The 17,743-nt window shown below is 71.2% G+C and carries 15 protein-coding genes; 6 read left to right on the top strand and 9 right to left on the bottom strand.

Features of this window, described 5'->3' with window-relative positions:
* Window positions 1–8: 8 nt before the first annotated feature.
* The 3 genes from ABIC63_RS18670 to ABIC63_RS18660 all read left to right on the top strand — a co-directional run bounded on the left by ABIC63_RS18670 (window position 9) and on the right by ABIC63_RS18660 (window position 4,581).
* Entirely contained in the window at window positions 9–962 is a 954-nt protein-coding gene (locus tag ABIC63_RS18670) for a LysR family transcriptional regulator (RefSeq protein WP_354320899.1), read from the top strand.
* 103 nt (window positions 963–1,065) lie between these two features.
* Window positions 1,066–1,854 carry a class II aldolase/adducin family protein gene (locus tag ABIC63_RS18665; protein ID WP_354320898.1) on the top strand — a complete coding sequence of 263 codons (789 nt, stop codon included), beginning with the start codon at window positions 1,066–1,068 and terminating at the stop codon, window positions 1,852–1,854.
* A gap of 480 nt (window positions 1,855–2,334) precedes the next feature.
* Window positions 2,335–4,581, top strand: coding sequence for a gamma-glutamyltransferase family protein (locus ABIC63_RS18660; protein ID WP_354320897.1), 2,247 nt, complete (start codon window positions 2,335–2,337; stop codon window positions 4,579–4,581).
* 76 nt (window positions 4,582–4,657) lie between these two features.
* Here the strand turns inward: ABIC63_RS18660 and ABIC63_RS18655 are convergent, their stop codons facing one another.
* Both ABIC63_RS18655 and ABIC63_RS18650 read right to left on the bottom strand, forming a co-directional pair.
* On the bottom strand, window positions 4,658–5,983 hold the full coding sequence (locus ABIC63_RS18655) for a lyase family protein (protein ID WP_354320896.1): 1,326 nt from the start codon (window positions 5,981–5,983) through the stop codon (window positions 4,658–4,660).
* Between the two features lie 23 nt (window positions 5,984–6,006).
* On the bottom strand, window positions 6,007–7,014 hold the full coding sequence (locus ABIC63_RS18650) for a Bug family tripartite tricarboxylate transporter substrate binding protein (protein ID WP_354320895.1): 1,008 nt from the start codon (window positions 7,012–7,014) through the stop codon (window positions 6,007–6,009).
* Between the two features lie 116 nt (window positions 7,015–7,130).
* Here ABIC63_RS18650 and ABIC63_RS18645 point away from each other — a divergent pair, with 116 nt between their 5' ends.
* On the top strand, window positions 7,131–8,102 hold the full coding sequence (locus ABIC63_RS18645) for a LysR family transcriptional regulator (protein ID WP_354320894.1): 972 nt from the start codon (window positions 7,131–7,133) through the stop codon (window positions 8,100–8,102).
* Here the strand turns inward: ABIC63_RS18645 and hpaI are convergent.
* The 4 genes from hpaI to ABIC63_RS18625 all read right to left on the bottom strand — a co-directional run bounded on the left by hpaI (window position 8,096) and on the right by ABIC63_RS18625 (window position 13,043).
* On the bottom strand, window positions 8,096–8,893 hold the full coding sequence (gene hpaI / locus ABIC63_RS18640) for a 4-hydroxy-2-oxoheptanedioate aldolase (RefSeq protein WP_354320893.1): 798 nt from the start codon (window positions 8,891–8,893) through the stop codon (window positions 8,096–8,098). The genes ABIC63_RS18645 and hpaI overlap by 7 nt on opposite strands.
* 28 nt (window positions 8,894–8,921) lie before the next feature.
* A complete protein-coding gene (locus tag ABIC63_RS18635) occupies window positions 8,922–10,391 on the bottom strand; it encodes an NAD-dependent succinate-semialdehyde dehydrogenase (RefSeq protein WP_354320892.1) in 1,470 nt (489 codons plus the stop codon).
* Between the two features lie 83 nt (window positions 10,392–10,474).
* Window positions 10,475–12,001 carry a UxaA family hydrolase gene (locus ABIC63_RS18630; protein WP_354320891.1) on the bottom strand — a complete coding sequence of 509 codons (1,527 nt, stop codon included), beginning with the start codon at window positions 11,999–12,001 and terminating at the stop codon, window positions 10,475–10,477.
* Window positions 12,002–12,056: 55 nt separating this feature from the next.
* Window positions 12,057–13,043, bottom strand: coding sequence for a tripartite tricarboxylate transporter substrate binding protein (locus ABIC63_RS18625; RefSeq protein ID WP_354320890.1), 987 nt, complete (start codon window positions 13,041–13,043; stop codon window positions 12,057–12,059).
* Between the two features lie 107 nt (window positions 13,044–13,150).
* On the opposite strand from ABIC63_RS18625, the gene ABIC63_RS18620 reads away from it, so the two are divergent.
* Both ABIC63_RS18620 and ABIC63_RS18615 read left to right on the top strand, forming a co-directional pair.
* The gene (locus ABIC63_RS18620) at window positions 13,151–14,092 is read left to right on the top strand and encodes a LysR substrate-binding domain-containing protein (protein ID WP_354320889.1); all 942 of its coding nucleotides are present in this window, start codon (window positions 13,151–13,153) and stop codon (window positions 14,090–14,092) included.
* A gap of 52 nt (window positions 14,093–14,144) precedes the next feature.
* Window positions 14,145–15,569, top strand: a complete 1,425-nt coding sequence (locus ABIC63_RS18615) for a diguanylate cyclase domain-containing protein (protein ID WP_354320888.1) — start codon at window positions 14,145–14,147, stop codon at window positions 15,567–15,569.
* Here the strand turns inward: ABIC63_RS18615 and ABIC63_RS18610 are convergent.
* The 3 genes from ABIC63_RS18610 to bufB are packed head-to-tail and all read right to left on the bottom strand — an operon-like array spanning window position 15,531 to window position 17,736.
* Complete coding sequence (locus ABIC63_RS18610; protein ID WP_354320887.1) at window positions 15,531–16,043, bottom strand: DoxX family protein; 513 nt, start codon at window positions 16,041–16,043, stop codon at window positions 15,531–15,533. The genes ABIC63_RS18615 and ABIC63_RS18610 overlap by 39 nt on opposite strands.
* A complete protein-coding gene (locus ABIC63_RS18605) occupies window positions 16,040–16,885 on the bottom strand; it encodes an HvfC/BufC N-terminal domain-containing protein (RefSeq protein WP_354320886.1) in 846 nt (281 codons plus the stop codon). Before ABIC63_RS18605 ends, ABIC63_RS18610 begins: the two co-directional genes overlap by 4 nt.
* Window positions 16,882–17,736, bottom strand: a complete 855-nt coding sequence (gene bufB / locus ABIC63_RS18600; protein ID WP_354320885.1) for an MNIO family bufferin maturase — start codon at window positions 17,734–17,736, stop codon at window positions 16,882–16,884. Before bufB ends, ABIC63_RS18605 begins: the two co-directional genes overlap by 4 nt.
* Window positions 17,737–17,743 lie beyond the last annotated feature (7 nt).

Here is a 17,743-nt window from a genome sequence, read left to right as displayed (position 1 = left end):
GGCCGTCCATGCTGCTGAACCTGCGCGAACTCCAGGCCTTCAAGGCCATCGCCGAACTCGGCTCATTGGGCCGGGCTGCCGAGGCGCTGTCGCTGACGCAGCCGGCCCTCACCCGCACGCTCAAGCGGCTGGAAGGGCAGCTGGGCGTGCCGCTCTTTGAGCGCCATCCGCACGGCATGGCGCTGACGAGCTATGGGCAGGCGCTCGTGCCGCATGCGGGGCTGCTGCTCAGCGGCTCGGACGAGGCGCTGCGCGCGGTCAACGAGTTGCTGGGCCTGTCGCGCGGCACGGTGCGCATCGGCGCGGTCTCCAGCGCCGTGGAGCACCTGCTGCCGCCGGCCATCGAGCGGCTGCTCGCGGCCCATCCGCCACTGCAGGTGCAGATCGTGGAGGGGCTGTCCGACGAGCTGCTGCTGGCGCTGGCCCGGGGCGAGGTGGACCTGGCCCTGGGCTTTTCGGCGGCCGAGGACGAGGACGTGGTGCTGGTCTCGGAAAGCGGCTGGCAGGAGGGCTGCCATGTGGTCTGCGGAGCGGGCCATCGGCTGCTGGCGCGCTCGCCGGTGGGCCTGGCCGACCTGGGGGGCGAGCGCTGGGTACTGCCGCCCCGGCGCATGGGTCCGCGCGAGGAATGGCAACAGCTCTTCTGGGACCACGGCCTGCCCGCGCCGGCGGTGGCGGTGGAGGCGCGCTCGATCAACGCCATCCGCGCGTTGGTGGCGACCCGCGGCTTCCTCAGCTGGATGCCCCGGTTGCTGCTCGGCGGCGCGCAGCCGATGCCCCGGCCCATCGAGGTGCTGCCCGTGCGCGAGGTGCAGGCGGTGCGCAGCTTTGCGCTGTACCAGCGTCGCCGTGGACTGCTGCCGCCGGCGGCCGCTGCCCTGCGCGACGAACTGCTGAAGCAGGTGGCGGCCCTGCCATCCTCGGCGGCGCCGCGGCGCCCCCGGCGGGCGGCTCGGGGTTAACACCGCATACCGATCCGCTATGGCATTGCACGCCGATGTCATGGGTGCTTCGGCGCGACGCTTCCTAGACTGCCGGTCATCCCACCTCAAGGAGACCGGCAACATGGACGATCAGGATTGGCAACGGGTACTGCAGGCGCGGCGCGAGCGGGTGCGCCACCAGGTCAGTGCCCAGGAGTGGGCCGCGCGCGAGGACCTCGCCGCCTGCTACCGGCTGTGCGTGCACTACCGCATGACGGACATGATCTACAACCACATCTCGCTGCGGGTGCCGGGCCGTCACGATCAGTTCCTCATCAATGCCTTCGGCCTGCTCTACAGCGAGGTCAGCGCCTCGAACCTCATCAAGGTGGACCTGGACGGCCAGCCGGTGGACGAGACCGAGCTGGAGGCCAACCCGGCCGGCTTCGTCATCCACGCGGCGGTGCACAAGGCCCGGCCCGACGTGGACTGCGTCTTCCACACCCACACGCGTGCGGGTGTGGCCATCTCTGCGCAGCAGGAAGGGCTGCTGCCGCTTTCGCAGCACGCCATGCGCTTCTACCAGCGCATCGGCTACCACGACTATGAGGGCATCGCACTCGACCTGGACGAGCAGCAGCGCCTGGTGCGCGACCTGGGGCCGCACAAGGCGCTGATCCTGCGCAACCACGGCCTGCTCACGGCCGGCGCCACGGTGCGCGATGCCTTCGAGGAGATGTACTACCTGGAGTTGGCCTGCCAGATCCAGCTCGATGCCACCGCCAGCGGCCGGCCCGTGGTGCTGCCCCCACCCGCGGTGTGCGCGCATGCCGCCGAGCAGTTCGCCGGCTCGAACAGCTACATCCGCAACCGCGACTGGCAGGCGCTGAGGCGCATGCTGGACCAGACGGATCCGGGTTATCGGCAGTGAAAGGGCTCAGCGGCCGGGCCACGCGTGCCGGACGTGGCCTGCGGCGTGGCGCTGGGGCGATGGCGGCATGCTGGCCGCTCCGGTGGTATCGGGGGACAGCCCAGAAAAAAAGCCCGACCAGGTCGGGCTTCAACGCATTTCTGCGGATTGGCAGGGAGGCGCCAAACACCCCGTTGCCGAGGCAGGCGAAGTTTAAGGGCGGAGGTGTCGTATCGGGATAGGAAATTCTTCACTGTTTGTCCATTCCCCTTTCGGTTGATGGAGCAACGAAAAGCGAATTGACGTTAACAAAGGGTGGCAGGGCCTGCAGGCGCGACGGACCGCGCGTCGCCGAACGCACCTGCTCCTCGGCTCTATCCCCTGCACCCGCCCTTCGACTGTGAAGGGCGTGACATCTGCATCGCAGCACGTCGGGCACATTCCGTGCTTTTTCACGTTCAATCGGTCCTCCGGACCTTTCCGCTGAACCCCCTTCATCCCATGCACTTCCCTCTCTCCCGTACCGTGACGGCGACGCTCCTCGCCGTTGCGGCCGGCTGGCTCACCGGCTGCGGTGGCGGCTCGGGCGCCAACGTTTCTCTGGCCGCAGCCCTCCCACAGCCGCCTTCCGCAGGCACGCCCGCACCGGCGCCGGCACCCGCAACCCCCGAGCCCACGGCGCCCACGCGCACCGTCAGCTTCGACCCGGCGCTGTGCACGCTCCAGGCGGGCGCACCCTATGGCCAGACCGTGGGCATCACGGGCACCCACATGATGGTCACCTCGGCCGACGTGCAGGCCTCGATGGCGGGTTGCCGCATCCTGGCTTCGGGGGGCTCCGCCATCGATGCGGCCATCACGGTGCAGGCCATGCTCAATGTGACGGAGCCCTTCGCTTCGGGCCTGGGCGGCGGCACGGTCATCACCTACTACGATGCCGCGACCAAGAAGGTGCGCGCCTTCGACGGCTTCTCGGCCGCCCCGGCCACCACCGGCGGCGTGGCGGACATCTACCGGGCCGTGGCGCAGGACGTGAGCACCACCAACGGCTTCAATGTCTGCAAGACCGGCCTCGCGGCGGGCTCCAGCATCTCCTCGCAGCAGGGCAATACCAACATCTCCGCCCGCGCGGCCGGCGTGCCGGGCACGCTGGCGGTGCTGGACCTGGTGCACAAGTCCTATGGCCGCCTGGCATGGAACAAGCTGTGGGACGAGAGCATCGCCACCGCCGCCAACGGCTTTCCGATGACGAAGTACATGTACCAGACGCTGTACGCCGACTCGGGCGAGTACGACGACGACGGCAACCCGGTGTCCGCCGGCAGCGGCGTGCCGGCCTGGGTCAATTCGGCCGGCACGGTGCGCGGTGCGGCCCGTTGCAAATACCCCGACATCAACGCCCGCTACTGCCTGCCGAGCGACACCACCAAGCAGCAGCCGCTGCCCGTGGGCACGCTGATCCGCAATGCCGAGCTGGCCGATACGCTGACCAAGGTGCGCGACGGCGGCGCCGCCGCCTTCTACGATCCGGCCGGCACCATCGCGCCGGCCATCGTGGCCAAGCTCACCACCGGCCAGTTGCCCTGTGCGTCGGTCCTGCCCTCGGCCGGCACCAGCAGCAACCCCAGCACTGCCAGCACCATCGCCCGCATCCCCAGCCTGATGACCGCGGCGGACTTCGCCAGCTACAAGGCGGTGGAGCGCAAGCCGCTGGTGGGCACGCGCTTCGGCATGACCATCTACACGCAGCCGGCGCCGTCCTTCGGCGGCGTGGTCACGCTCTACAACCTGGCGCTGCTGGAGCGCAAGGCGATTGCCGACACGGCCTTCAACAGCACCGCGTGGCTGCACCTGGTGACCGAAGGAAGCCGGCTGGCCAATGCCGACCGCCGCAACGTGGTGGGCGATCCGGCGTACTCCAACATCAACGAGCGCGTGGCGGCCCTGCTGTCGCCGGCCTACCTGGCCAGCCGCGCCGCGCTGATCGGCGACACGGCGATGGGGACGGTGCCGACTGGCGGCACGGGCGACGGCATTCCCGCCTTCAGCAGCACCGATCCGACGGTCTACGACCCAATGGCCAGTGCCCGGACCTCGCCCGTCGTGCTGGCGCGCCACACTGCGCCCCGGCCGACGCGCCTGGCAAAAGCCGCGGCCGAGGCCGGCCAGGAGGACTGGAACACCACCAGCAACGTCGCCATCATCGACGGCTGGGGCAATGCGCTGTCGATGACCACCACCATCAACACGCACTGGGGGGCGCACATCGAGGCGGCGGGCATGATGATCAACAACGTCATGTCGAACTTCTCTGCCAGCACGCCGGGCCTGGACGTCAACGGCTACGCCGCATTCAAGCGCCCGCGCAGCTCCATCGCGCCGGCCATCGCCTTCGATGCGGAGGGGCGCCTGCGGCTGGTGTGGGGTTCGGCCGGCGGCGGCCCGATCCCCGACTACATCGTCAAGACCTTCCTGGGCCATGTGGTCTACGGCATGGACCTGCAGGCTGCGATCAACGCCGACAACTTCACCGGTCAGAACGGCATCGCCCAGCTCGAAGCCGGCAAGCCCATCGCGGACGAGGTGGCGCGCCTGATCAGCGGCTACGGCAACACCAGCAGCAATGCGCAGGTGACGGGGTTGACCAGCGGCCTGTCGGGCATCGCCGTGGGCTACGACGCCAACGGCTTCCCCATCTATCGCGGCGCGGCGGACAACCGGCGCAACGGCGGGGCGAGCGGGTACTGAGGACGGGCCGCGCCTGCGGCGGCCCGAGACGCCGGACACCGGGCTCCGTACGGCTCCTGCACTGTGACCGCCGGCCCTAGCGCTGGCGTACCCGCGCCACCGCCGCGTCGGTGATCGCCAGGGCCTGGCCAAGGTGACTGGTGGCGTCGAACAACCCTGGCGTTTCGGCCAGCAGCGGCGCGAGCGCGGGGTCCGCCAGGGCCGCCTGCTGCAGCGAGCAGCCCTGTGCCTGGGCGGTGCGGGCGAGCTGCTTCATCTTCTCGTGCGCGCTGTGCTTGCCCAGGCGGCCGGCCAGGGCGAAGGTGATGGCTTCGGACAGCACCAGCCCCTGGCTGCGCGCCAGGTTGGCCGCCATGTTCGCCGGCATCACCACCAGCACGTCGAGCAGCCGCTGCAGCATCGCCAGCAGGTCGGCCATGCCGACGCACAGGTCGCGCAGCACCTCGCCATGCTGGGCCGAGTCGCGCTCGTACACGATGCCGATCCAGGCCAGCAGCGGCTGCAGACGACCGCTCACTTCGCGCGCGCGCGACACCACCTCGATGCTCAGCGAGGGGTTGCTCTTGTGCGGCATGGTCGAGGAGCCGACCGCCCCGGTGGCCTCGCGCAGCTCGTCCAGGTCGTCGCCGCACAGCAGGAAGATCTCCTGCCCGATGTGGCCCGCCGTCCCGGCCGCCAGGGCGACGGCGCAGCCGAACTCGGCGAAGCGATCGCGGCTGCCCTTCCAGTCCACGGCCTCGGGCGTGTCCAGGCCCAGCTCGGCCATCACCTCGCGCTCGATGGCGGGGCCGGCATCGCCGAAGGAGGCATAGGTGCCCACGGCCCCGCTCAGGATGCCGGTGCGGTAGCGCGCCAGCCAGCCCTGCAGCCGCTCGATGCTGCGGCCATGCTCGGCCAGCCAGGTCGCCACCTTCATGCCGAAGGTGAAGGGAAGCGCATGGCGCCCCAGCGTGCGGGCCACCATGGGCGTGGCGCGGTGTTCGGCGGCAATGTCGGCCAGGCGCTGCTCGATGCCGCGCATCTGCGACACCAGCCGCGTGCCGGCTGCCTGCAACTGCTGCACCAGCACCGTATTGAACAGGTCGGCGGTGGTGGCGCCGTAGTGCAGCCATTCGCGGCTCTCGGGCGCCAGCTGCGCGCGCCAGGTGTCGAGGATCGCCACCAGCGGATGGCCCACCTCCGCGCGATGCCGGGCCCATTCGTCCTCGGGAAAGAAGGACAGCTGCGCCTTGGCGGCCATGTCCTCGGCCGCGGCCTGCGGGATCAGCCCGCGCCGCGCCTGCACGCGGGCCAGTGCGGCCTCGAAGGCCAGGATGCCGGCCACGCTGGCGCGGGCCGAGAAGATCTGGCGCACCGCGGCGCCTTCGGGCGTGGCACTGGGGTCGTCGGACAGGCAGAGCAAGGCGGTCGTCCTCGGCGTCGTCTTCAGCGGTCGAGCTTCACCGTGGCGGCGAGCTTGCGGTAGCGGGCGTCTTCGCGCGCCATCAGTTCCCCGAACTGCGCCGGCGTGCCCGGTTCGACGCGGTAGCCGAGCTTGGCGAGGCCTTCGCGCACCTCTGGCTTGGCCAGGGTCTGCGTCAGGGCTGCGTTCATGGCCGCGATCACGGCGGCCGGCGTCTTCGCCGGCGCGAGCAGGCCCATCCACGCGTCGGTGGTGAAGCCTTTGATCTCGCGGCCTTCGTTGATGGTGGCGATGTCCTTGGCGCGTTCGTCGCGGTGCAGGCTCATCAGGCCCAGCGACTTGATCTTGCCGTCCTGGATGTAGCCGATGGCCGAGGGCAGGGTGATGACGGCCAGGTCGACCTGGCCGCCCAGCAGGTCGGCATTGAGTGGCGCGGCGCCCTTGTAGGGCACGGTGAGCCAGTCGACCTTGGCCTGGCTGGCCAGCATGGCGGTGGCCACATGCTGCAGTGTGCCCAGGCCGGGCACGCCGACGTTCAGGGTGCCGGGCTTCCGGCGCGCCAGCGCGAGCAACTCATCGATGGTGTTGGCGGGCAGCTTGGGGTTGGCCACCAGCACGAAGGGCGTGACGCCGATCTCGCCGATGGGCGCGAGGTCCTGATGCTTGTAGGGCGTGCCGGCCGTGACGATGGGCGCGAGCACCACCTCGTTGACGGTGCCGGCCAGCAGCGTGTAGCCATCGGGCGCGGCGCGCACCACCTTCTGCGCTGCGATGGCGCCAGACGCGCCGGCCACGTTGTCCACCACCACGGTCTGGCCCAGCACCTGGCCCAGGTGCTGCGCGACCAGCCGCGTGACGGTGTCGGTGGCTCCGCCGGCTGGGAAGGGCACGACCAGGCTGATCGGTTTGGCCGGGTAGTTCTGGGCAGCGACCAGGCTGCCGGAGAGCGCCAGCGCGGCGCCGAAGGCGGCGCGGGCGAGGAGCGTGCGGCGGGCGAGGCCGGCGTGGGCATGGCGGCGGAAGGTCTGCATGAGGTCGTCTCCGGCGATGTGGGGTGCGGCAGATTCTTGGCGCCGCCTGTCCAGGCAGCAACGCACGACTGGGCCTAAGCTATAGGGCCAACCTATAGCCAAACCCATCCCGACCCATGCCCGCCGCCGATGCCGCCGCCTCCCTCGCCCGCCGTCTGCTGCACTACGCCCGTCCGCGGCAACTGCAACTGGTCGTACGCATGGCCGAGCTGGGGGCGATGCAGAAGGCCGCTGCCGATCTGGGCATGAGCCAGCCCTCGGCCACCGAGGCGCTCAACCGGGTCGAGGCGCTGCTGGACCTCACGCTCTTCGACCGCCACGCGCGCGGCGTGCGCCTCACGCGCGAGGGCGCGCTGCTGCTGCCGGCGTTGCGGCGCGCTCTGGACGCGTTCGACCTGCTGGCCGGCGATGCGGCCCGCATCGCGCACGGCGCCGGCGGCCTGGTGCGACTTGCCGGCATTGCGGCGGCCAGCACGGCCATCGCCGCGCCGGCGCTGCCGGCCCTGTGCGCGGCCCAGCCGGCGCTGTGGCTCGACTACCGTGAGATCGAGGCCGCCGACATTGCCGCCGTGTGCCAGGACCGCACGGCCGACCTGGTGCTGTGCCGGGCCTCGGTGCAGGTGCCGGCGGGCCATGACTTCACGCCGCTGCGCGCGGACCGCATCGGCGTCTACTGCGCGAGCGACCATCCGCTGGCGCGGCGCCGCAGCGTGGACCTGCAACGCTGCGCCAAGGAGACCTGGTTGCTGCCGCCCGAGGGCTCGCCGCCGCACGCGGCCTTCGCGGCGCTGTGCGACACGCTCGGTGCCCCGCCGCCGGTGGCGCGGGTGAGCACGCGCACGCTGGCGCTCGGCGTCGCGCTGGTGTGCGAACTGCGGCTGCTGTACGTGGGGCTGGACAGCCACATGGACCGCTTCGTCGCATCGGGTCGGCTGCACCGGCTGCCCATCGACGTACCGGGGGCGCCGGTGCCCATCGGTTGCCTGCATCCGCAGCAGCCGGCGTCGGAGGCGGCGGCCACCGTGCTGACGCACCTGGTGCGGTGGGCCTCAGGCGGTGAACACAGCGCCAGGCCTGATGCTCAGTAGGGACCGGCCTGCGGGGCGGCGCCCACGCCCGCGCCGCGGCCGAAGTCGGCCGCCAGCTTGCGCGTGGCCTGCACCAGCAGCGTGATGTCCAGGCCCACGGCCACGAAGGTGGCGCCCAGGTCCAGGTAACGGCGTGCCAGCGTGGCATCGCTGGTCAGCGTGCCGGCGGCCTTGCCGCTCGCCACGATGGTGCGGATGGCATCGTCGATGGCCGCCAGCACCTCGGGATGGCCGGCCTTGCCGCGGTGGCCCATCGACGCCGCCAGGTCGGCCGGGCCGATGAAGACGCCGTCCACGCCATCGACGGCGCAGATCGCCTCCAGGTTCTGCAGCGCCGTCCGGGTCTCGGCCTGCACCAGCAGGCAGACCTCATCGTTGGCCTCGTTCAGGTAGTCGCGCCGGGCGCCCCAGCGCGAGGCCCGGGCCACCGCGGCCCCGACGCCGCGGATGCCCTCAGGCGGATAGCGGGTGGCCGACACCAGCGCGGCGGCCTGTTCGGCCGTGTCCACCATGGGCACCAGCAGCGTCTGCGCGCCGATGTCCAGCAGTTGCTTGATGAGCGCGGTGTCGCCGTTGACGGCCCGCACCACCGGATGGCTGCGGTAGGCCGCCACCGATTGCAGCTGCGGCAGGATGCTGAGCACGTTGTTGGGCGCATGCTCGCCGTCGATCAGCAGCCAGTCGAAGCCGGCGGTGGCGCAGGCCTCGGCCGCGTACGAATCGGCCATCGACAGCCACAGGCCGACCTGGGCCTGGCGCGCGGCCAGGGCGTTCTTGAAGGAATTGCTCATGGCGAAGTCTTTCGTTCTCTCGTCTCGTTCAGTCCAGCTGTCCCTGGCAGACGTACTTGATGTGCAGGTAGTCGTCGAGCCCGTGCACCGAGCCCTCGCGGCCGTAGCCCGATTCCTTGACACCCCCGAAAGGCGCGGCCTCGGCCGCCAGGGCGCCTTCGTTGATGCCGACGATACCCGTCTCCAGCGCGTCGGCCACGCGCCAGATGCGCCGCACGTCCTGGCTGTAGAAGTAGGCGGCCAGGCCGAAGGGCGTGTCGTTGGCGGCGGCGATGACCTCGGCCTCGTCGTCGAAACGGGTAAACGGCACCACCGGGCCGAAGGTCTCCTCGCAACTGCAGGCCATCTGCGCGGTGGCGCCGGTGAGCACGGTGGGCGCGAAGTAGTGCGGGCCCAGCGCGTCCAGCCGCCGGCCTCCGACGAGCACGGTTGCGCCCTGGGTGACGGCGTCCTGCACATGGCGGGCGATCTTCTCGACCGCGCGGGCATTGATCATGGGACCGATCTGCGAGGCGGGATCGCTGGCCGGGCCGACCTTGAGCGCGCCGACCCGCTGGGCCAGCTTGCGCGCGAAGGCATCGTGCACCGCGCCGTGCACGAACACGCGGTTGGGGCAGACGCAGGTCTGGCCGCCGTTGCGGAACTTGGCCGCCATCAGGCCCTCGACGGCCGCGTCCAGGTCGGCGTCCTCGAAGACGATGAAGGGCGCATTGCCGCCCAGCTCCAGCGACAGCTTCTTGAGCGTGTCGGCGCTGCGCCGCGCCAAGTGCTTGCCCACCGGTGTGGAGCCGGTGAAGGTGATCTTGCGCACCCGCGGATCGTCCAGCCAGGCATCCACCACCGCAGGCGTGCGCTCGCGCGAGGCGGTGACGATGTTGAGCACGCCGGGCGGCACGCCGGCCTCGTGGGCCAGCAGCACCAGGGCCAGCGAGGTGAGCGGCGTGTCCTCGGCGGGCTTGCACACCACAGTGCAGCCGGCGGCCAGGGCGGGCGCGATCTTGCGGGCGATCATGGCGGCCGGGAAGTTCCAGGGCGTGATGGCGGCCACCACGCCCACCGGTTCGCGCAGCGCGAACATGCGCCGGCCCGGCATGGGCGCGGGGATCACCTCGCCGTTCATGCGTGTGGCCTGCTCGGCGAACCATTCGATGTAGCTGGCCGCGTAGGCCACCTCGCCCTTGCCTTCGGCCAGCGGCTTGCCCTGCTCGCGGCTGATGAGGCGGCCCAGGTCTTCCTGATGCGCCATCACCAGGTCGTTCCAGCGCTTGAGGATGGCTGCGCGCTGACGCGCCGGCACCTTGCGCCAGGCGCCGAAGGCCGCCTGGGCCGCATCGACCGCGGCACGGGCCTGGGCCGGCCCGGAATCCGGCACCTGCGCGATGCGCTCGCCGGTCGCGGGGTCGGTCACGGGCAGCCAGTCCTCGACGTCGTCGCGCCAGTGGCCATCGATGAAATTGGCGGTGCGCACAAGTTCGGCGCGCGAAAGGGTCAGGGACATGGGGCGAGGCTCAAAAATGTGGCGAGTGGAAGGCGTCAGGGTTGCATGGGGCGCCCGAAGGCCGCGGAGCGGCATGGGGGATGTCAACTCACGATCCCGAGGTGCCAGGGGACGAATTCGTGGTCGCCCAGGCCCAGCGCCTCGCTCTTGGTCTTCTCGCCGCTGGCATGCCGCAGGATCTGCCCGAAGATGCGCTCGCCCATCTGCGCCACGTCCAGCTCGCCGTCGAGCACCAGGCCGCAGTTGATGTCCATGTCCTCTTCCAGCCGGCTGTACATGGCCGTGTTGCTGGCGAGCTTGATGGTGGGCGCGGGCTTGCTGCCGAACATGGAGCCGCGGCCGGTGGTGAAGCAGATCAGGTTGGCGCCGCTGGCGATCTGCCCCGTGGTGGCCACCGGGTCGTAGCCGGGCGAGTCCATGAAGACGAAGCCGTGCTCGGTGATCGGTTCTGCGTACTCGTACACCGCCCGCAGCGGCGTGGTGCCGCCCTTCATGGCCGAGCCGAGCGACTTCTCGAAGATGTTGGCCAGGCCGCCGGCCTGGTTGCCCGGGCCCACCACGCCGTTGAACTGGCCGTTGTGGCCGCGGGTGTAGCGCTCCCACCAGGCGAGGCGGTCCAGCAGCTTCTGGCCCACGGCCGGGCTGATGGCACGGCGGGTGAGCATGTATTCGACGCCGTGGATCTCCGGCGTCTCCGACAGGATGGCCGTGCCGCCGTGGCGCACCAGGATGTCCATCGCCGCGCCGAGGGCCGGGTTGGCCGTGATGCCCGAGAAGCCGTCCGACCCCCCGCACTCCAGCCCGATCTTGAGGTGGCTGGCCGGCACCGGCACGCGGTGCACGTCGTTGGCCGCGGGCAGCATCGCTTCCACCGCGCGGATGCCGGCCTCGATGGTGGCGCGGGTGCCGCCCACCTCCTGCATCACGAAGGTCTTCAGGCGCTCGCCGGCCGCCAGGCCCTGCGAGGCGACCAGGTCGCCCACCTGATTGCGTTCGCAGCCCAGCCCGACGATCAGCACCGCCGCCAGGTTGGGATGGTTGGCATAGCCGGCGATGGTGCGGCGGAGCACGTCGAAATGCTCGCTGGGCGAGGACATGCCGCAGCCGCTGGTCTGCGCGAAGGCCACCACCCCGTCGACGTTCGGATAGGCCGCCAGGCGCTCGGGCGTGAAATGCGCCGCCACACGCTGGATCACCGTGGCCGAGCAGTTGACCGAGGAGATCAGCCCCACGAAGTTGCGGGTGGCCACCCGCCCGTCGGGCCGCACGATGCCCATGAAGCGGGCGCGCTCGGCCTCGGGCAGATAGTCCACCGGCCGCACATCCTGGCCGAAGCCCGGGTCGCGGTCGAAGTCGATGAGCACGATGTTGTGCGAATGCACATGCTCGCCGGCCTCGATGTCGCGCGCGGCGGCGCCGATGACGGTGTCGTACTTGCGCACCGGCTCGCCGGCAGCGATGCGGCGTGCCGCGATCTTGTGGCCCGCCGGCATCTGGGCGCGCAGGCGCAGGCCCAGCTCCGGCAGCGGCTGGCCCAGCGTCAGGGGCGCGCGGGCGATGAGCACGTTGTCGTTGGCGTGCAGGCGGATCAGGGTGGCGGCGTCGGGCATCGTCGTGGGGCGGAGCGGTTGTGTCGGTCACCCCGGCGGGGCGACCTGTAGGGGTTCAGCTCTTGAGGAGCGCCTTGAGGTTCAGGCGCTCGATGAGCACCTTCTCCTTGTCCATGGTGGCGGCGACGTACTTCTGGTAGTCGGGCGCATCCAGGTACATGAGCGGCGCATCGATGCGGGCACAGGCCGCGGTGAACTCGGGGCTGGCGGCGGCGGCCTTGAAGGCGGTGCTCAGCCGCGCCAGCACGGGTGCCGGCACGCCCGCGGGGGCGCCGATGCCGTTGGGCGCGTCGACCACCACGTCGTAGCCGGCTTCGCGCAGCGTGGGCGTGTCCTTGAACTCGGCCGAGCGCTGCTCGCCCCAGGTGGCCAGCAGCCGCAACTGGCCCGCACGCACCTGCGGCGCCCAGGAGCTGGAATCGGCCAGCACGTCCACATGGCCGCCCATCAGCGCGGCCAGCGCCTCGGCGCCGCCCTTGAAGGGAATGGCGTTGAACTTCACGCCGGCCGCCATCGCGAACTCTTCCATGCCCACATGGGTGGCGCCGCCGAAGCCGGCCGTGCCGTAGGTGACCAGGCCCGGCCGGGCCTTGGCGTCGGCCACCAGGTCCTTGAGCGTCTTCCAGGGCGCGTTGCTGCGCACCGCGATGCCGAAGGTCTGGCCCGACACGCGGGCGATGTAGCTCAGGTCCTTCAGTGGGTCCACCTGCACCATGCCCAGCTGCGAGAAGCGGGTGACCGAGATCGGGATCTGGCCGATGGTGTAGCCGTCGGGTCTGGCCGAAGCCAGGGCCTTGAGGCCGATCATGCCGGAGGCGCCGGTCTTGTTCTCCACCGCGATGGCCTGGCCCAGCTCGCGCGAGGCGGCCGTGCACAGCGCGCGCATGGTCACGTCGGCGGTGCCGCCGGCCGGCCAGGGGCAGAGGAACATGATGGCGCGCTCGGGGTAGTCGGCGGCATGGGCGCTCTGCAGCGCGGGCAGGGCGGTGGCGGCGGCCGTGCCCAGGCTGCCCAGCACGAAATGGCGGCGGGTGGTGTTCATCGCGGTGTCTCCGTTCTTGGGATGCGGCGCATTCTGGGCGGCCGTGCCATGAGGCGCCAATGAAGAAGCGGACTGGCTTCATGCCGTTCTGGTTATGCTCATCCACCATGGCCGACATCGACCGCGTGCTGCGCTCCAACCTCAAGCTCCGGCATCTGCAGCTGCTGGTGGCGCTCGATGAATTCCGGCACCTGGGTCGCGCGGCGGAGTTCCTGTCGGTCACGCAGCCCGCGGTCTCCAAGGTGCTCGCCGAGATCGAGCGCATGTTCGAGCTGCAGCTGTTCACCCGCTCCACGCGTGGCACCGAGCCCACGGCCTACGGTGCCACCGTGGTGCGCTTCGCCCGCTCGGTGCTGGCCGACTACCAGCGCACCCGCGAGGAGATCGCCGCCGTGGCCAGCGGCGGCGCCGGCCGCGTGAGCGTGGGCGCCATGGTGGTGGCCATGCCCGGCCTGCTGGTCGATGCCGTGCGGCTGCTCAAGCAGCGCAGCGCGCTCACCGCCGTGCTGGTGGAGGAGGGCGACCTCACCCGCCTGCTGCCGCGCCTGCGCGTGGGCGAACTGGACCTGATCGTCGGCCGGCTGGAGCCGGGCTATGCCTCGCCCGACCTGGAGACCGAGGCCCTGTACACCGCGCGCATGTGCATCGTGGTGCACCGCGACCACGCCTTCGCCGCGCGTCGACGCAAGCCAAGCTGGGCCGAGCTGGCGGGCCAGCCCTGGGTCATGCCGCCGCCCTGGGCCTCGTCGCGCATCAAGCTCAACCAGCAGTTCTACCGCCACCAGCTGGTGCCGCCGGCGGACGTGGTCGAGACGGCCTCCTTCCTCGCCACCTTCGCCTTCGTGCGCGACTTGCAGGCGGTCGGGTTCGTGGCCGAGACGGTGGCCCGGCGCTTCGAGGCCGAAGGCTTCCATGCCATCGCGCTGCCGGTGCCCATCGAACTGCCGCCGGTCGGCGTCATCACCCTGCGCGGACGGCGCAGGCCACCGGCCGCGGTGCAGCTGCTCGAGTGCCTGCGCGCGGCGACAGTGCGCCACGGCCTACCCTGAGCGCGCCGTGTCCTGGCTAGCATCAGCCGGACGAAGACCTGAGGAGGCGCCCTTGACCAGCACCCACCACGACACCGACCTCGGCATGACCGAAGCAGGACGCCTGCGCGCCCTGGCCGAACTCCAGATCATGGACACGCCGCCCGAAGCGGCCTTCGACGACCTGGCCTGGCTAGCCGCCTCGATCTGCGAGGTGCCTGTCGCGCTTGTCACGCTGGTCGACGCACAGCGCCAATGGTTCAAGGCCCGGTGCGGTCTGGAGATCGAGGGCACCCCGCGCAGCCAGGCCGTGTGCAGCCACGCCATCGAACGCTCCGAGTTGCTGGAGATCCCCGACATGCGGGCCGACCGCCGGTTCGCGCACTACGGCCTGGTGGTGGGTCCGCCGCACCTGCGCTTCTACGCCGGCATGCCCATGATCGGCCCGGCCGGCTGGCGCTACGGGACGCTGTGTGTCATGGACCGTCAGCCGCGCAGGCTCGACGAGCGGCAGCAGGAAGCGCTGCGGCGCCTGGCGGCACGGGCGGCCGACCTGCTCGAAAGCCGCCGCCTGCGCATCCTGGGTGAGAGCCGCGCCGCCGCCATCGCCGAACTGCTGGAGGCGCTGCCCGACGGCGTGGTGACCTGCGATGGCAGCGGCACGCTGCAGGAGTTCAACAAGACGGCGCGCGATTGGCATGGCGTCGATCCCCGTGCGTTGCCGCCAGCGCAGTGGCCGGCCTACTTCGGCCTGTGCGAGGCCGACGGCCGCACCCTGCTGGCGCCCGAGCGGGTGCCGCTCGCCCGGGCCTATGCGGGCGAGAAGGTGCGCGGCCAGGCCATCGTCATCCGCACGCCCGGCATGGAGCCGCGCACCGTGAGCTGCAATGCGAGCCCGCTGCGCGCCCCCGACGGCCACAGCCTGGGGGCGGTGTGCACCATGCACGACATCACCACCCAGGCGCATGAATCCCGCCAGATGGAGGTGTTGGCCATGACCGATGCGCTCACCGGCCTGCCCAACCGCATGGCCTGGTTCGCCGAGCTGGAACGGGCCCTGGCGCGCGCCCGGCGTGCGGGCGTCGCGGCGGTGGTGGCCTTCATCGACCTGAACGGCTTCAAGGACATCAACGATGCCCATGGCCACGCGGTGGGTGACGCGGTGCTGCGCGAATGTGCGCACCGCCTGCAGAGCGCATGCCGCCAGGGCGACTACATCGCGCGGCTGGCGGGCGATGAGTTCGTGCTCTTCCTGGACCACGCGAATCCGGCAGCGGTGGATCTGGCCGCGATGGCGCAGCGCATCCAGGCAGCCCTGGGTGCGCCCTTGCATATTGCCGGGCGGGTGCTGGCCGTCGGCTGCAGCATCGGCTTCGCCACCGCCACTGGCGACCAGGCGAGTGCGGAACACCTGCTGCACCAGGCCGACGCCGCCATGTATCGGGCCAAGCGCGACAAGTCAGTGCCTTTCGTGGTGGTCGACGCCGCGCAGCCCTGAGCCGGCCGGGCGACCACGCCGGCGCTGCAGCCAGCCGTCGGCCGACCAGCGCCCGCCGCCGTGCACCAGCAGGTACAGCAGCAGCCCCGCCCACGACAGGTGCGTCGGCCAGGCGGACGGGTAGACGAAGAGCTGGATCACCAGCGTCATGCCCAGCAGCCCCAGCGCCGACAGGCGGGTGAACAGGCCCATCACCAGCAGCAGGGGCAGCACATGCTCGGCTGTGGCGGCCATCTGCGCGGCCAGCTCGGGCGGCAGCAGCGGCAGCCGGTATTCCGTGCGGAACAGCTCGTAGGCGCTGTCGTTGATGTGGAACCAGCCGTCGACCTTGGTGCGGCCGGACTGCCAGAAGATCGCCGCGACGGCCACGCGGTCGATCAGCGCGAGGGCGTCGTGCCAGGCGGCGCGTCGGCCGAAGGCGGCGAGGCGCTCGCCCAGGGTGGTGGGAGGAAGGGGCACAGCGATCGGGTTCATGGTTCGGTCGTCCAGGTGAGGTCGAGACACAGCGCCTGCCAGCCCAGCAACTGGCCGATGAGCGGGGCGATGGCGCAGCCGGGTTCCGCATCCAGGGCGAGGGCGGTGGCTTCGACCAGCGGCTGTCGCCGGGCACAGGCGTCGAGGAAGGCACAGCCGCCGCGGCCCAGCGCATGCCACTCGACCGTGTCACCCGGCCGCACGAGCAGTGCGCCGTCGGGCTGCCAGGGCAGCTGCGCCAGGGCCGCTTCGTCCGTCCCGGCCCGTGCGGCCTGCCAGATCGCGAAGGCCGGCGTGTCGGCATGCCAGGTCCAGCGAGCCGAAGGCAGCGGCTGCAAGCGCAGGGCGCCCAGGGCCGAGGGCGCCAGTCGCGCCAGGGCGGCGGCATCCACCGCCCGCGCGTCGGATGCCTGGTGGGCGTCCAGCCACAGCCGGTCGAGCCGGCACACCGCGCCCAGCCAGGGCAGGCCGGCGGTGGACGGCAGCCCGGCCAGGAAGTCGGGCAGGCCGTCGCCGTAGCGCATCAGGCTGGCCTCGGTGGGCAATTCGTGCTGCAGGTATTCGGCGGCGGCGCTGCGCAGCCAGTCCTCGCCCACCAGCCGTGCCGTGGCCGGATGGTTGGCGATGAGCGCGTCGATGCAGGCACGGCGGAAGCCGTTGCGGTAGACGGCCAAGCCGGGTTGGGCTGCCAGCGGGCCTTCGGCGCGGGGCGCGAGCAGGGCGGTGTGCAACAGGTGCTCGAAGTCCTCGGCGGCGTCGCCGGCGCAGCCCGTCCTGGCACGAGACGCTTCGTCGTCGCCAGCCTTGCGGACCCGCGCAACGACGGCAGGCCGGGCGCTCACGCCAGGGCCTCCTGCCTGGACGCTTCATCCAGGCACTGCTGCGCCTGGGTGCGCTCGGCCATCAGGTCGGCGAAGGCGGGCACGTCGCCGTCGCGCTCCAGCAGCACGGGCCGCGGTCCGTGCCGGCGCAGAAAGTGCCGGAGCAGGGCCCACACTTCGGGCGCCACGGCGCGGTCGTGGGTGTCCACGAGCAGGGCATCGCCATGCACCAGGTCGGGCGAATGGCCGGCGATGTGCAGCTCCATCACCGCCTCGGCCGGAAAGCCGTCAAGGTAGGCCTGCGCGTCCTGGCCCAGGTTGCGGCAGGACACGTGCACGTTGTTCACGTCCAGCAGCAGGCCGCAGCCGGTGCGGGCGACCAACTCGGCCAGGAAGTCGATCTCGGTCCAGGCATGGCCTTGCAGGCGAAGGTAGTGCGACGGGTTCTCGATGGCCAGGCGGCGGCCCAACGTCTGCTGCGCCTGGTCCACACGCTCGGCCATGCGTGCGAGCGAGGCATCGGTGCGCAGCACGGGCAGCAGGTCGGGCAGGTAGCGGCCGCCCGCGCGCGACCAGGCCAGGTGCTCGGAGACCAGAACCGGCTGCAGCCGGTCCACCAGGGCGCGGAAGCGCCGCAGGTGCGCAGCGTCGAGCGGCTCGGTGCCGCCCAGCGACATCGCCACGCCATGCAGCGACAGCGGATGCCGCGCGCCGATGCGCTCCAGCCAGGCCAGGCGCGGGCCGCCGTCGACCATGTAGTTCTCGGGATGCACCTCGAACCACAGGCCTTCGGCATCGGCGGGGAGCGCCTCGTCGAAATGCTGCGGCTTGAGGCCCAGGCCCGCGCCGGGTTGCGATGGCGGTTGCGGCATGGCGATG

Origin of the sequence: Pseudacidovorax sp. 1753 (assembly GCF_040544975.1) — a bacterium.
Taxonomy (GTDB): Bacteria; Pseudomonadota; Gammaproteobacteria; order Burkholderiales; family Burkholderiaceae_C; genus Xenophilus.
Note: the sequence above shows the minus strand (reverse complement) of the source record. Positions and strands in the feature narration are given on the sequence as shown.